The 15,122-nt window shown below is 59.7% G+C and carries 10 protein-coding genes and 1 tRNA gene; 9 read left to right on the forward strand and 2 right to left on the reverse strand.

Going from position 1 to position 15,122, the window contains the following annotated elements; all coding sequences use genetic code 11:
- The 6 genes from VFA60_03955 to VFA60_03980 all read left to right on the forward strand — a co-directional run.
- Positions 1-232: hypothetical protein (locus tag VFA60_03955; GenBank protein ID HZQ90926.1), on the forward strand; the 232-nt coding region annotated here is incomplete at its 5' end.
- Between the two features lie 129 nt (positions 233-361).
- Positions 362-438 (forward strand) — tRNA-Arg (locus VFA60_03960).
- 354 nt (positions 439-792) lie between these two features.
- Entirely contained in the window at positions 793-3,564 is a 2,772-nt protein-coding gene (locus tag VFA60_03965; GenBank protein HZQ90927.1) for a VCBS repeat-containing protein, read from the forward strand.
- Positions 3,565-3,577: 13 nt separating this feature from the next.
- Positions 3,578-4,609, forward strand: a complete 1,032-nt coding sequence (locus tag VFA60_03970; protein ID HZQ90928.1) for a hypothetical protein — start codon at positions 3,578-3,580, stop codon at positions 4,607-4,609.
- 30 nt (positions 4,610-4,639) lie between these two features.
- On the forward strand, positions 4,640-5,335 hold the full coding sequence (locus VFA60_03975; GenBank protein ID HZQ90929.1) for a putative N-acetylmannosamine-6-phosphate 2-epimerase: 696 nt from the start codon (positions 4,640-4,642) through the stop codon (positions 5,333-5,335).
- A 236-nt stretch (positions 5,336-5,571) separates the two neighbouring features.
- Positions 5,572-6,375 (forward strand): IclR family transcriptional regulator, encoded by an 804-nt coding sequence (locus VFA60_03980; protein HZQ90930.1) that lies wholly within the window; start codon positions 5,572-5,574, stop codon positions 6,373-6,375.
- A gap of 15 nt (positions 6,376-6,390) precedes the next feature.
- Here VFA60_03980 and VFA60_03985 read toward each other — a convergent pair whose 3' ends face one another.
- Both VFA60_03985 and larA read right to left on the reverse strand, forming a co-directional pair.
- Positions 6,391-7,290 carry an NAD(P)-dependent oxidoreductase gene (locus VFA60_03985; protein HZQ90931.1) on the reverse strand — a complete coding sequence of 300 codons (900 nt, stop codon included), beginning with the start codon at positions 7,288-7,290 and terminating at the stop codon, positions 6,391-6,393.
- A gap of 130 nt (positions 7,291-7,420) precedes the next feature.
- Positions 7,421-8,698: a nickel-dependent lactate racemase gene (gene larA / locus VFA60_03990; GenBank protein ID HZQ90932.1), complete on the reverse strand. Its 1,278-nt coding sequence runs from the start codon at positions 8,696-8,698 to the stop codon at positions 7,421-7,423.
- A 341-nt stretch (positions 8,699-9,039) separates the two neighbouring features.
- Here larA and VFA60_03995 point away from each other — a divergent pair, with 341 nt between their 5' ends.
- The 3 genes from VFA60_03995 (at position 9,040) to VFA60_04005 (ending at position 15,072) form a co-directional block, all read left to right on the forward strand.
- Positions 9,040-12,363 (forward strand): carboxypeptidase-like regulatory domain-containing protein, encoded by a 3,324-nt coding sequence (locus tag VFA60_03995; GenBank protein HZQ90933.1) that lies wholly within the window; start codon positions 9,040-9,042, stop codon positions 12,361-12,363.
- Between the two features lie 167 nt (positions 12,364-12,530).
- Positions 12,531-13,445, forward strand: a complete 915-nt coding sequence (locus VFA60_04000; protein ID HZQ90934.1) for a formylglycine-generating enzyme family protein — start codon at positions 12,531-12,533, stop codon at positions 13,443-13,445.
- A gap of 193 nt (positions 13,446-13,638) precedes the next feature.
- The gene (locus tag VFA60_04005; GenBank protein ID HZQ90935.1) at positions 13,639-15,072 is read left to right on the forward strand and encodes a sulfatase-like hydrolase/transferase; all 1,434 of its coding nucleotides are present in this window, start codon (positions 13,639-13,641) and stop codon (positions 15,070-15,072) included.
- Positions 15,073-15,122 lie beyond the last annotated feature (50 nt).

The raw sequence follows: 15,122 nt of genomic DNA on the forward strand, positions 1-15,122 counted from the left end.
CCAGAACGATCCGCACTGGCGCGACCTGATCCTGTTCTACGAATACTTCCACGGCGACAACGGATCGGGCGTGGGCGCCAGCCACCAGACAGGATGGACGGGCCTGGTCGCGAAGCTTTTGCAGCAGAGCGGCGCCTACGACCATCCGCGAGCGATGGCGAAGCACGCCCGAATGCGCCAGGCCAAGGCCGCGGCCCTGAGCCAGTCACAATCGGCGCGGAGCACGGAGTAGCGCCTGTGGCTTGCGTTGTAGCGGGGCCACCGGCGCGATCGCCGTTGCGCAACACGCGCGGCGCGTATCTTCGCTAAAACCGCGAAACAAAGCCCCAGGTGTAAACTGAAGAGGCTGTGCGCTTGTCACGGCCCCGTAGCTCAGATGGATAGAGCAGCGGTTTCCTAAACCGTAGGTCGGCAGTTCGACTCTGCCCGGGGCCTCCAGCTGTTTAGGAAGCGATTTCATAAGCTTACGTCGCTCGTCGCACGCGCGCCCGTCACTGCCTACTGCACACTCACTGCACACTCGCCAGTTCGACGCCGCCGCGCGCCTCATCTGGCCGGTCAGCCACCGCGCTGTTGAGTGTCTTGCCGCCCGCCCGCAGGGCCTTCGCCGCGCTTCATAGAGGCCTCACCGTGGTCGCGTCCGCTCACCGCAGTTAAGCCTTGGACGGAGTTCTTCATTGTGGAACAGGCGTCGTGCAGTCCGGGCTGCTGTGATACCGTCCGGCGCTGCTCAAAACACATTCGCGCTCGCGAAATCACGCGCAGTGCATTCGAAATTGAGGCGCACCCTTGATGGGGATCACATTACGGCTCTTGCTCGCGGCAATGTTGATCAGCTGCGGATTGCTACCGCAGCGATCGCGAGAGGAAACGTGGACGCAGCGTGGGTTCGACGAGTTTTCGCAAGGCACATTCGGCGGGGCCGGCCGGAACATCTATGTCAGCGCGCGCGGCCGCATTCAGATGATCAACCGGCTCGATCTAAACAACGACGGCAACGTCGATATCGCCATCGGTAATGGTCACCCCAAAACAGAGAAGGAAGACGTCTTCATCTATCCGAACCGCAATGGCGATTTCAACTCGGTCGAGCGAATTGCCCTGCCCGCCGATGGAGCTTACGCCGCCGCGATCGCGGACCTTAATAAGGACGGATATAACGACCTGATACTCGCCCAGCGAGACAACGGCATCAGTCCACGCCTGAACGCATTCATTTATTGGAATGGTCCGGACGGACTCACCGTGAAGCGGAGGCTGGAGCTGCCCGCATTTGCGGCACGCAAGGTAGTGGCTGCCGACCTGAACGGCGATGGGTGGATTGACCTTGCCTTTGCGTGCGAAAACGAGAGCACCGACCCGAAGGCTGCTGTCTCGACGGTCTACTGGAATTCCAATGGGAGCTTTGCAGCTGGCCGTCGACAGGATTTCGCCGGCCCGCAATGGGAGAGTCTGACTGCGACCGATTGGGATGGCGATGGCATCGCCGACCTGCTCGTGTCGACAGCAAAGTCCGTGCTGCTCTACCGCGGTACGAAGCAGCAGCTCATGGATGCGCAACCGCTGCTTGATACCGGCGGCGGTCCGATCGCGGCGGGCGATCGGGATAGCGACGGCAAGACGGATGTCGCGGTTGCCGACAAGAAAACAGTGAAACTCTATCGGCATATGCCTGGCAGCTCACCGATTGCTCTAAACATCGTCAACGTGTCCGCTCTTGCCTGGGCTGATTTCGACCAGGACGGCCGCAAGGATCTGTTGGTTTCAGTGCAGAACATATCCGGCAATGAGTTCACCGACTCGTTCATTCTTTGGAATGATCCGCAAGGCTTCGATCATCGCGAACGTACCCGCCTGCCAACGGTGGATGCGATGGACGCCGCGGCAGCCGATCTAGACGGTGATGGCTATCCGGAAGCGATATTCGCGGACCGTCGCGCATACAACGACAACAACATCCAATCACTGATCTATTGGAACGTGCACGGAACATTCGATCGCGGCCGGAAGACGATGCTCGATACTCGAGGCGCCTCTGGAGTAGCGGTTGGCGACTTGAATCACGACGGCCGCCCGGACCTGGTCTTCACGAACACGAATGGCGACTTGCATGAGGGCTTCAGCCCCAATTACATCTACTGGGGGGACGGCACAAGGAACTACTCCGTGGCCCGGCGAACTATTCTGCCGAGCTACTACACGACCGGCTCGGTACAGGCCGACCTGAATGACGATGGGTGGGTTGACCTTGGGTTCAACGAGGGCCGATATGCGGCGGGCCGGCCCGGAACGCTGGAGGGCTTTTATCTCTGGTGGGGGTCGAAGGCCGGGTTTTCGGCTGACCATCGGACGATACTCTCCAACTTTAATCCCGCCGGAGGCGCGAAGGCGGCCGATCTGAATCGAGATGGCTGGCTCGATCTCATCGTGGGCGGCGAAGAGAGCGACGGTGGGACGAAGGGAGGCTTCGTCATCTTCTGGGGCTCCGCCGACGGCTACTCGATTCGGCGGCGACAGGTGTTCCCGCTCGGTGCGAGTTCACGCGAGCCGTTGGTGGCGGATCTGAACGGCGACGGATATCTCGATCTTGCCGCCTCCACCGAAGACGCAAACGGGCTCCACATCTTCTGGGGAAGCGCGAAGGGATTCGATCCGTCACGCCCCACAGTCCTCGGTAAGGACCGTCAGTTCGCGCATGCGGAAGCAGCGGACCTGAACAAGGATGGCTATCTCGACATCATTGCCCCGACGCGGAGGTTGGGCAAGGACACCGAAGCCGACTCCTTTATCTATTACGGCTCGGCCAATGGGTTCAGTGAGGACCGCAAGGTCGGGCTGCCGACTATGGCGGGATATGACCCGAGCGTCGCCGACCTTAACCGCGATGGCTGGCTCGACATTGTGTTCCCGAACTACTCAGCCACTCGCGCGGGAAAGCGCACGTTGCCCGTTTACATCTATTGGGGCGGCCCGGGCGGATTCGACCGCAAGAGGCGCCAGGAGTTGCCGGCCGATGCTGGCACCGGGTCGATGATCACCGACTTCGACGGCGACGGATTCCTCGATCTGTTCGTCGCCTGCCACCGACAGGACGGATCGCGAGATGAGGCAGGGAAACCGCACAGACACCAGACCAATTCGCTCATTTATTGGGGTGGCCCTGATGGACTTCGGGCCGACCGGCACTCGGAGCTTCCATCCGTAGGGCCGCACGCGCAGATTGTGGCTGACGTGGGCAACATCGAAACGCGCGAACTGGCGGAGTACTACATTTCACCGGCCTGGAGCCCTAAGGACCCGAGTGCACGCGTGCGCCGAATCTCATGGGAGACCGAAACGCCATTCAAGACAACGGTGAAGTTCCAGTTGCGCGCCGCCTCGACTCGGCAGGGATTGGAGACAGCGCAATGGAGCGGTCCACAAGGGCCAAATTCCTGGTTTGAGAGGAGCGGCATGCCCACTTCCCTCGCTGCAGGCCCCTGGGTGCAGTACCGCGCAAGGCTTTCCACGCCGAACGGAGGGCCTACGCCGTACTTGCTATCGGTCAGTCTGGTGGCGAGATAGACGCAGAATGACGATGGGACAGGTCGCCACCCGAGATCGGAAACGAGCGTATCGAGCGTCGGTCGATCGGGCGATGGGCTGGATACTCTCCCATCAGGAGCCCGACGGCAGCTTCGGACCGGTGGAGACAATGAGTCACTACATGGTCCTGGGCGCATCAATGCTGTACACCGGGCATGCGGACGCAGCCGCGGCACTGATGCGCGCCATGAAGGCACTCTTTGTAGCGCAGGACGGAAGCTTTGACGCGCCCGAAGTGCGAGCCGGCAGGAAATCGGCCCTGCTGGAGCGTGGCTATGCGCCAGCTTGGGTCATCTATTCCTCACATGTCAACCTCGCCTACGACATCTCGCTGCGTGCCATGCCTCATCTTCTAATGCTCCAGGACCCAGTGAGTGGTGGCATGTTCGGCACCGGCGATGATGCGACGCGACGCAAGGGAATCGTCAATTGCGCGGTGACATGCGTGGCCGGCGAATCGGCGCTCACTACCGGCTATGTGGCGGAAGCCATGAGGATGGGAGATCACATTCTCAACCTGGTAGCTTCAAATTCCGACCTAGGGGTGTGCTTCTATCCCATCTGGGATACTGAGCGCGGTTTGCGGACCGATGTTGACGCGCCTGCGTCACCGAACATGCCGCGGGTTATCGAGCGCTTTGGCAACAATCAGCACCACTATCTAACGGGCATGATGATCGCATTCCTCAGCGATCTTTACCGCGTCAGCGGCGAAAGTAAGTACCTGGATGCGGCTTTGACGGTTTACGAGTTTGCTGCGGGGGGAAGCGAGGAGATTTATCAGACCACGCTGGCCCACAAATTTGCTTGGGGATCCTCCTGGTTGTATCGCACAACGCAGAACGCGAAGCACCTCGAATCGGCGTGCCGGGTTTGCGATTATTTGGTGGCGCATCAGGAAAAGGACGGGTCGTTCGTGCACTGGGCGTTGGTCAAGTCGGCGGACGAGTGGTCGTATTCGCCCAGACTGAACATCACCGCACAGTTTGCGCTGTGGATCAGCAGAACCGAGGCGCTGCTGTAGCGCCAGACCCTTATCGAGGAGAGCGGAAAAATGGCGCGGCGACCCACCACGGTTGTGGAGAAGCTTCGGCACGGGCTGATCGTGTCGTGTCAGGCGGAAGGGGCCGACCCGTTCAATTCCCCGCAATTGCTTGCGCGCTTCGCCGCCGCTGCTGTCCTGGGCGGCGCCGCCGGAATCAGAGCGTGCGGTACAAGCAGCGTCCATGCCATTCGCAAGGTGGTTTCTCAGCCAATCATCGGGCTGACCAAGGGCTCGTATCCCAATGGCCGCGTCCTGATCACGCCGGAGTTGTCGGACGTAGGAGCACTGCTGCGCGCTGGCGCCGACCTCATCGCTGTTGATGCAACTTTGAGGCGTCGCTCATCTGGTCTCGCCGGCAACCAACTCGTTGCGGAAATCGTGAAGCGATGGAGCGTCCCAATTGTCGCGGATGTCTCGACGCTGGAGGAGGGTCGCGCGGCGCGGGAGGCCGGCGCCGCGTTCGTGGCGACGACTCTCGCCGGGTACACGGATGACACGGCGCTGTCCGACGATCGAGAGCCCGACTGGGCGCTGCTGCGGGCGCTGGTTCGCGCGAAGGTTGGCCCGGTGATTCTGGAAGGCCGCGTGTGGAAGCCAGAGCAGGCAAAGCGTGGTCTTGATCTTGGCGCGCATGCCGTCGTGGTTGGCACCGCCATCACGCGCCCGCGAGTTGTAACGCGCGCCTTCGTCGACGCGATGATTTAATCTCTCGGCTCCGAACCCATCTCAGTTGTGCCACTATGTCCGCTTCTAGGAGATTCACGGCGTTGGTTTGAGGCAATCGCCGCCTTGACGCAGCGGCCGGACCTCCTGTACCAGTTACCCCAACACGGAAGGCGCCGGCCGAGTGGTCTCGGGTATTGCGTTCCGATAGGCGGAACGCGCGGTCCGAGTTGCCCTGAAGAGGCGCTTTTGTTCAACAATAACGCCCGGGAGGAAGCATGGCGAATGGGACCAGGACCGCGGGTGGCAATGCCAGGACCGAGTCAAACTCAGTCAAGTCAGTCACCAAGTCCCTCGAGCTCTTGAACTGTTTTACCGACGATCATCCGGAGTGGGGGGTTACCGAGCTCGCCGACTACGTGGGAATGTGCAAGAGTGCTGTCCATCGTTTCCTCAGTTCCTTTGAGGCAGCCCGGTATCTGGAAAGAACCGAAGGGCACCGCTACCGTCTCGGACTCCGATGCATGGAGCTCGGGATGATGTTTCAGATCAATGACCGTCTGATTCGAGCATCAGAGCGGGCCTTACGCGTGCTCGCGGAGGAAACGGGGTCTATCGCGCACCTGAGTCGGCTGGACGGTCGCGAGTCGGTCGAGTTGCTGCGGTTCTGCACCATTTCGCGAATGATTCAGACGCCCAAGTTCAGCACGCGCCGGGAGGCGCACTCGACAGCCAAGGGCAAGATCTTCCTCGCATACGGCAGCGATGACGATCTGCGCAATTTCCTGGGCCCGCGCAAGATGCTCAAGACATACACGGACTTTACGATCAGCTCACCTGAGCAACTGCGCCTTGAGTTACGTCAGATCCGCCAGCAAGGTTTCGCAATCGACAACCAGGAATCCTATACGGGCATGCGCTGCCTGGCGGTTCCCGTTTATCTGTCCTACGGCAGATTGGCGGCGGCCTTGAGCATCTCGAACGCAGCGGGCGACATGCCGCCGACCGCTATCCCGCACCTCGTGTCGAAACTGCGACGTATGTCCGCACAGATTACTACGAATTTGCGTCGGCCGAGATAATCCACGCCCGCGTCATCAACTGGGTGTGTCGGCGAGAGCCTTCTGGCCGCACATTGCTTCGAGCGCCAAGATCAGCGCCTGAGTTCCCTTGCGGCCCGCCCCACAGCCGGCAAGCGCCTGATAAAGCTGCTTGGCCACTGCCAAGCCAGGGAGTGCGATCTTCATCGTCTCGGCTTCAGTCAATGCGATCCCCATGTCCTTGATGAAGTGCTCGACATAGAATCCTGGTTCAAGGTCTCCCTTAAGGATTCGGGGCAATAGATTCTGAAGGCTCCATGAAGCAGCCGCCCCTACGCCAACGCTGGCAAGCACGCGTTCCGGGTCGAGCTTGGCGCTTCTGGCATACAACAATCCTTCCGCTAGGCCAACCATTGTGTTAGCCAGAAGGATTTGATTCACCATCTTGGTGTGTTGTCCGCTACCGGCAGGTCCGTGCAGCACGATTGTTTTCCCCATTTTCTCAAGCAGCGGCCTGACCCGATTGAAGGCGGCTTCGTCTCCTCCGACCATGATCGAGAGGGCCGCGGTCCGTGCGCCGACGTCGCCACCGCTGACGGGTGCATCGAGCACGGCGACTCCGCGCTCGGCGCCAATGTTAGCGAGGCGAACCGCGAGGGATGGGCTACTTGTCGTACAGTCGATCGCCACTGTACCGGAATCCAGGGTGCTGAGAATCCCATTGTTGCTGTCGAGATAAATCGACTCGACATCGCGAGGGTACCCAACCATGGTGAAACAGACTTCGCTGTTCTGCGCCACGACCTTGGGCGTGTCAGCCCACGTGGCGCCTCGGGACACTAGCGGTTCGGCTTTCTGCCTGGTTCGGCTGAAGACAGTCAGTCTGTGTCCTGCCTGCAGCAGATGGCCAGCCATTGAGGCGCCCATCACTCCGGTTCCGATCCATCCGATATTCATATGTGTTTTGATTGATAGTCAGTTGGAGCTAACGATGCTGATCCGCGAAGCTGTGAATTTCAACCCTAAATCCGCCGCGTTCCGGCTGACGGGACAATCTGCAAAGCGGACGTTTGTCGAGAGCGGCGTCTTATGGATGCGCGTCTCGAGCGAGGACGGGAATCGTTTGCGGTCCGTGCGGCATTACGCACAGAGTGGAATTCGGGCCGCGAGCTTGAAGGACATCCCGCACCGTCTTTTCAACGTCATCAATTGGCTCACAGTGCGCCTTCCGAACCTGATCCGGCGAGAGCCCGTCCGCGCGAACCAGGACGCGGGCCTTACGCTGAATCTGTGCCTGGATTTGTACCTGCCACTGATCAGGCATGCTGAAACCCGGTGTGTGGATCATTTCCAGCAGGCGCTCGGGTGAAGGTTGGGATGCCAGAACGGTCCCGTAAGACCCGTGATCGGGTAGACCATCCCGGCACTCCGCGGCACAAATGATTATTCCGCCCGGCTTGACGACCCGGCTTGCCGCCGACATACCCTTTACGGCCTGGTAGAGGTTCTGGTCCAGGGGATATCCGGAATTGGTAGTGAGCACGACGTCGAAGGGCTCGGCCACCTCGCGAAGGGCGGACTGCCGCACCGCTTCGCACGCACGCCGGTGCTCGGTGAACAGTTCTCCCGCGAAAACGCCGGTTATTTTCTTGTCCTCATTCAGGGTCACGTCAATGGCAAAATGAACACCGGTCGTTCGGGCGATTCTTCTGATGTCGTCATGGACGGGGTTTCCCTCAATAACACCCCATGTGGCGGATGGATGTCCAATCCGTTTTGCGTCGTGCAGGACCATAACGGTTTCCAAGCCGGCAAGGCCTGGAGCAACCATCTTGGGACCACCGCTGAATCCGGCGAAGAAATGTGGTTCGACGAACCCGGTTGTGATCCGCAAATCCGCTTCGAGCCAAAGGCGGTTGAGAAGGACCGGTACACCTCCGATTCGTCCAAAGTCAACCAGCACTCCAGGATCACGGCTGTCGTGATTCACAACCCGGCAACTGCTCAACACGTAGCGGCCCAACATGCTCTCGAGCTCACGATCACTGTTGCCCCGATGCGTGCCGGTGGCGATCAGGATCGTGACATCAATCGCGTGAAGAGCCTTGAGCTCGTGTAACACGGCCTCGACCATTTCTCGTCGAGGTTGCGGGCGCGTGATATCGCAGACCGAAATGGCCACATGTCGCGCGTGACGCGCTACGTGCTTCAGAGGAGGTCCCGCGACCGGATCTCGCAGAGCCGCCATCAACGCACTAGCGGGGTCGGAAATGGCGCGAGTGGAAACTGGCTTGATCACAGTTACGCGCTCATCAGGAAGCGAGACCTCCAAGCCTGACGTTCCGTAGTCGAGACGCAGCCGCATGAATTCCCTTTGCGCTTGTTCCCACGACCCGCGCTAAAGTCTGTGCAGGGACCCGGGTGTGGTGTCCTTGCATCGGTTTTTCGCTTAGCGTTCTACATGATCTCTGGAGACAGAGGATTCGTCTGCTCCGTCCCGCGATTGAGAACAGGGTGCGACGGCGTGCTCGGAAAACGTAGTTCGTTTGTTTTAGTTCTTATCGCGCATGCGTCACCCCGAAAACCTCTGTTCCGCAGTTCGGGACAGAGTGGGAATGCAATTGACATTATTTTGTGATCTGCCATCTTCCTTCCGAAAACGCCTCGCTCGCCGTCAAGAGAGCGACTGGAAGAGGAGTGGTTGTTATGGCAGCGTCGATCATCCGCAGGTCGGAAAGGCTGGGCTCGTGGTTATTAGCGCTGGTTTTAGTGCTGATGGCGATGTTCCCGGCCGGAGCATACAGCCAAAACACCACCGCCGATATTTTCGGGCTCGTAACCGACACCTCCGGTGCGGTCGCAGCAGGCGCAACAGTCGTTGTCACCGAGTCGCGCACTGGCTATCGGCGCGAGGTCCGCACAAACGGTGAGGGGACCTACAGCGCGCCGCGACTCCAGACAGGCACGTACACGATTGAGGTCAGGCTAGCCGGCTTCAGCACCGCGCGGCAGACCAATATTGTGCTGGACGCAGGCGACCGGCGCGAAATCAACGTCCAGCTAAAGGTTGGCGCCGTCAGCGAGGTGGTGGACGTCGTGGCGAGTTTGCCTACGGTGGAAACGACTTCAGGAGTGGTTCGAACATCGATAGACGACGTTCTTGTTGATCGCATTCCCATTCTTGGCCGGAATGCGAACAACCTGATCGCACTCGTGCCCGGTATGACGACGGGAGTGCAGGGGGATTTCGCTTCCAACGGCGTTCGCGAAAATTCGAACAGCTTCAGGCTCGACGGCACCGACAATCTGGACGTTTTCAAGAGCGTCGCCGGACGGAACCCTCCGCCGGATTCGTTACAGGAGTTCACCATCCAAACAAACTACTCCGCGGAATTCGGGCACGGCGGCGGCGCCGCCGTGCTCGCCGTGACCAAGAGCGGCACGAACCAATGGCACGGGAGCGCCTACGACTACTTCCAGACCAGCGGCTGGAACGCGAATTCCTGGGAGCGCAACGCCCAGGGATTGCCCAGAGGAGCTCTGAAGCAGCATCAATGGGGCGGTTCGTTCGGCGGGCCCGTCATCGTGCCGCACCTCTACGACGGACGCAACAAGACGTTTTTCTTCGTCAATATTCAGCGGCTCTGGGCCCCGTCGACGGCCTACCTGTACCATCCGGGCGGGCTCACTGCGGCCGAACTGGCGGGCGATTTTTCGCAATCGGCGAAGGTGCCCGTCGTCAGCACGTCGGCGGCGAACGCCCCGAACTCGCCTTTCAAAGGCCTGGCCGGGCAGAAGATCACCAACCTTGTGCCCTTCCTGAGTCCGACGGCGGTGAAGTGGTACAAGCTGCTCGGGTTCCCGACGGTTGCAGTCAGTGGTGATAACCCGGTGCAGAGCCTCAACCAGGCGCAGGACCAACCTGACTACGTGGTACGACTTGATCAGGTGCTGAACCACAACAACAAAGTGAGTGCCAGCGGCTATTACTTCATGAATTTCCCGGATCCCAAGCAAGTGGACAACGCTCCCCTGGGCTTTGCGCAGGGAAACAAGCTGAGAGACCGGCATCTCTCGATTGTTAACGTGACCACAATCGGGTCGACGCTGGTGAATGAAGCGGCTTTCGGGTTCACCAAGATCGCCCAAACTCAGGTTGCCAACTTCGGGAATGCGGACTTTGCATCCCTCGGCCTGGCATATCCGCAGCTGCCAAACTCGTTTGTCGGTTTCAACAAGCTGACTCCGAGCCAGTTTGGCCTGAACTCGCCTTCCTTCAAGGACGAGGTTCGGAGCGTAACGGATTTCCGCGATACCGTATCCTTTGTAAAGGGTCGGCACCTGATGAAAACAGGTGGCGCTTTCCAGTATCAGCGGATTCAGCAGTTGATTGCGTCCAACCAGAACTACTTGTACAACGGCCAGTGGCTTGGCAACAGCGCAGCGGAATTCCTCATCGGTTGGCCCGCCAGTTTCGGCTCCATCCAGGCGCCGAGCAATCGCAATGCGCGCATCCACTACATTGATGCCTTCTTCCAGGACGATTGGAAACTGAGGCCGAACCTGACTCTCAACTTTGGGTTGCGATGGGAGCCTCATTTCTGGGGCCACCTGACATCGGACAGCGCGTTGATCTTCATTCCGGGCGCCAAGTCCCGCTTTGCGAACTTCCCATCGGGCACAATCCTGACCTCCGACAGCGCATCGCCCAATCTCTCAGGCCAGGAAAACGACATCTATAACTTCGCGCCCCGTGTGGGTGTGGCGTACAAGCTCGACTCGGCGGGCAAGATGGTCCTGCGTGGTGGGTGGGGCCTCTTCTTTGACGCAACGAATGGCGTGCATGACGGAATCGATCTGAATTCCGATGCCTTCCTGCAAAGCTTCGGAACAAGCTTCAATCTGGGATACCCCGGGCCGGAAGGCTGGCTCGACATCTTCAAATATGCCAATCTGCCCGTCCCTAACTTCTCTGATCTAGTTAAAAAGATTGATCCGAGCCAACGGGTGTTCAACCCAAATAGCGGGTCTCCCGGGATCTACAAGCCCGGACTGGAACTCGGCTACGTCCATCAATACAACGTCACCTTCGAGCACGAGTTCCATCCGGGATGGAGTTACAGTGTGGCCTATCTCGGAACGCAGGGCGTCAAGTTATGGGGATTGGACTTCTGGAACCTGCCTGTGCACAAAGACTCGACCGACAGCTGGGATAACGCGAACCTTGCGTCACGGCGGCCCGATCAGACCTATCGCCTGACGGACAAGGCGTTCATCGCCGCAAACGGTTCTTCCTCGTACAACGCCTTCCAGGTCACAGTCAAGGCAAGGGGGCGCGGACCGTTCCACATGCTCTCGCACTACACGTATTCACGCGCCTACTCAAACATTGACGGTGAGTTCTCCAAAGGCGATGCAAACGGTTATGGTCGGGGGGATCCCAACAACCTCGACGCCGACTGGTCGCCATCGGTCATGGACATCCCGCACAGGCTGGTGTTCGCTCCGTCCTGGGAATCTCCCTACGGGAAAGGCAGACACGACTTGATTGGACTGCTGGTCTCGAACTGGTCGCTCACCCCGGTGCTGACGATCCAGAATGGCAGGTTGGTGAACGTTCTCGCAGCACAGAACAACAGCTTCATCTGCGACAATTCGAAGCAATGCTGGGAGCGTCCGAATGCGACCGGCGCACCACTGATCAATCCGAACTGGGAGACCGACCCGAAGCACATCTACGTCAATGCGGCGGCCTTCAGCCAGCCCGCGGACGGTACATTCGGCAATCTCCCACGCAACGCCATTCGCTGGCCGTACACCAAGAACGTCGATATGAGTGTGAGGAGAGCCATCCCAGTTACCGAGCGGGCCCACTTCGAGCTCCAACTGGATGCTTTCAACCTCTTTAATAACGTCAACTTCAAGCAGCCGAATGCGATCAAGCCCAGCGATCCCTCGACCCTCAACCTGCTTTCGCAGGGAACGCTTGGGCCTCGCCGGATGCAGGCGGCTCTGCGTTTCATCTTCTAGGTGTTAAGCGCCTCGCCGCGCAGGTCACGGTCGTACCTGGCGATCGTGACCAGCGGCGAGGCGCGGGGGCCTCTCGCGCTGTGATAAAAACGGTTGAAAGTATGTGCGAAACCAAGTCACAGCCTCGGCCGGCGCCGCACGCTGTAACTACCCAGCGCTTTCCTGAGATGGTCTACGTTCCGGGCGGCACGTTCCGGATGGGTTCGGACAAGCACTATCCGGAGGAGCGTCCCGTCCACCGGGTTGCCGTTGACGGATTCTGGATAGATCGCTTCCCCGTCACCAACCGGGCCTTTCGAGAGTTCGTCGAGTCCACCGGATACGTCACTTTCGCCGAGCGCACGCCCGATGCCAGCAAATATCCCGGTATTCCGCCGGAAGCCCTCCAGCCCGGTTCCCTGGTCTTTGTCCCGCCATCCTGCCGTGTGGACCGCGGCAATTATCTTCAATGGTGGGAATATCGGCCCGGCGCGAACTGGAAGCATCCTCATGGACCTAACAGTTCAATCGCAGACCTAGACGATCATCCAGTCGTGCACGTCACCTACGATGACGCGGAAGCCTTCTCAAAGTGGGCGGGAAAGTCACTACCGACGGAAGCTGAGTGGGAGTTCGCCGCCAGAGGCGGTCTCGACGGCGCCGAGTTCGCGTGGGGTAATGAGTTCCTTCCCTCGCAAAAGTATATGGCGAACACCTGGCAGGGTGAGTTTCCCTGGGAGAACCAGTTGCTTGACGGCTTCGGCGCCACCTCGCCGGTAGGAGCATTTCCGCCGAACGGATACGGCCTATACGATGTAACGGGCAACGTCTGGGAATGGACCAGCGACTGGTACCAGGGGAAGCACAAGCCCGACGCGGCCAAGCCTTGCTGCATCCCGAAGAACCCCCGGGAAGGACGCGAGGAGCAGAGTTACGACCCGGCGCATGCGGGTGGATTTCCGCGCCGCGTCGTAAAGGGAGGGTCCTTTCTCTGCGCGCCAAACTACTGTCTTCGCTACCGGCCCGCGGCGCGAATGCCTGAAGCGGTTGACACATCCACGTGCCATCTCGGATTTCGGTGCATCCTTCGCGATCCGCGCTAGCGACCCTTGCGGCTTCCAAGTCTGGCGCCGAGTAGGCTGTTGAGAAGGCCAGAAGACTGTTCTGCCATGCGGAATGGAAGGAGCCACCCAGACCCTTCCCGTGTAGCATGCGCGTGGTGAATCGGGGGTGTCGATGTCACGGAGAACACGCAGAAGGTTCATCCGGGACTCAATTAAAACGCTAGGCGCCGCCATGGCAGCCGGACTGCCGCTACCATCGATGGCGAGCCAGCCAAGACGCCCTCGGCACCCGAACGTTCTGTTGATTATTACCGACCAGCAGCGCACCGATACGTTGGGATATCGCAGGCTCACCCCGTGCCGGACACCCAACTTGGATCACCTTGCCGCCGAGGGCGCTTCATTCGACCGCTGCCTCACGCCGACGCCGATCTGCTTGCCCGCGCGGACGGCATTGTTCACGTCGCAATACGGACATCAGACAGAAACCGTGCGGAACACGGACACGCTGACCGCCGAACCCATTCTTCTTACGAGGCTGAAGGCTAACGGGTATCAAGTCGACTACGCGGGGAAGTGGGGAATGGGGAAGTCCATTCCGAGCGGCTGGGTTGACCGCGCAGAAGCGAATGACACTGCCGAGTACAGCCGGTGGTGCGCGGAACAAGGCCTGGAAGATGGCTGGGCGTTCAACGATCCGAAGATGCATTCGCGGCGCGAAGACGTTTCCAGTCCTGCCACTGCGGTAAGTTCACTCAAGCCAGAGCAGACAAATGAAGCCTGGACGGTAGACCATGCGATCAAGCTTCTTAATACGCGCGATCGCAACCGGCCTTTTTTCTTGACCTGCGCGTTCCAAGGTCCGCACCCGCCCTTCAAGATTCCGGAGCCGTACTACAGCATGTACGATCCGGCGAGCATACCTGAGCCGAAAAACTTTGGGCCGACGCCGGGAGAGCCGGCCGCACTTTCACGCAGCTTTTATCGAACTGTATGGCGCGACCACGGCACCAGCTGGGGCGCATGGCGCAAGAGCGTCGCCGTGTATTGGGGGTTCGTGACGATGATTGATGCCCAGATCGGGCGACTCGTTGAACGGCTGCGCAGTGAAGGAATTCTCGACGAGACGCTGGTGGTTATGACAGCCGATCACGGCGAGCTGATGGGATCGCACGGGTTGTGGATGAAGTATCAAGCCTACGAAGAGTCCCTTCGCGTCCCATTGATCATCCGCGCGCCCTGGCTGTTCAAGCCGGGATTGCGGACCCGGACCCCCTCTTCCCTGATCGACATTGCGCCCACTGTGCTTGCGGCCTGCGGTGTTGCTTCTCCAGCTGCGGTTCAGGGCGTCGATTTGTTTTCGTCAACGCGATCTGGTGGTCCGCGCCTGTTGTTCAGCGAGTTCACTCCTAAGGCGGATTGGCATGGTGTCGTCGACTGGCGGCTGGTCACCGACGATCACTACAAGTACGTTTGGAATCAAGGCGACATCGACGAATGTTACGACCTCTCGGTCGATCCTTACGAGCTCACGAATCTGGCTAGGACAACGGCAAAAAAGGCCGTACTCCGTCGGCTTCAAGGAGAGCTGCGGGACTGGATGCGGCGAACCCGGGATCCACTGCTCGCAGACTTTCAAAGATCGCTTGCGAATGCAGCTGCATGAAGACAGAAGTTAGAGCCTTAGGTGTGAAGTTTGGGATCTTGTGTACGGGT

Source organism: Terriglobales bacterium (assembly GCA_035651995.1).
Lineage (GTDB): Bacteria > Acidobacteriota > Terriglobia > Terriglobales > Acidobacteriaceae > DASRER01.

Excerpts from the sequence above, each read along its gene's own strand:
- VFA60_03980 (HZQ90930.1), top strand. The coding sequence starts at position 5,572 with ATGGCGAATGGGACCAGGACCGCGGGTGGCAATGCCAGGACCGAGTCA.
- VFA60_04000 (HZQ90934.1), top strand. The coding sequence starts at position 12,531 with ATGGTCTACGTTCCGGGCGGCACGTTCCGGATGGGTTCGGACAAGCAC.
- VFA60_04005 (HZQ90935.1), top strand. The coding sequence starts at position 13,639 with ATGGCAGCCGGACTGCCGCTACCATCGATGGCGAGCCAGCCAAGACGC.
- VFA60_03985 (HZQ90931.1), bottom strand. The coding sequence starts at position 7,290 with ATGAATATCGGATGGATCGGAACCGGAGTGATGGGCGCCTCAATGGCT.
- VFA60_03995 (HZQ90933.1), top strand. The coding sequence starts at position 9,040 with ATGGCAGCGTCGATCATCCGCAGGTCGGAAAGGCTGGGCTCGTGGTTA.
- VFA60_03970 (HZQ90928.1), top strand. The coding sequence starts at position 3,578 with ATGGGACAGGTCGCCACCCGAGATCGGAAACGAGCGTATCGAGCGTCG.
- VFA60_03975 (HZQ90929.1), top strand. The coding sequence starts at position 4,640 with ATGGCGCGGCGACCCACCACGGTTGTGGAGAAGCTTCGGCACGGGCTG.
- VFA60_03965 (HZQ90927.1), top strand. The coding sequence starts at position 793 with ATGGGGATCACATTACGGCTCTTGCTCGCGGCAATGTTGATCAGCTGC.
- larA (HZQ90932.1), bottom strand. The coding sequence starts at position 8,698 with ATGCGGCTGCGTCTCGACTACGGAACGTCAGGCTTGGAGGTCTCGCTT.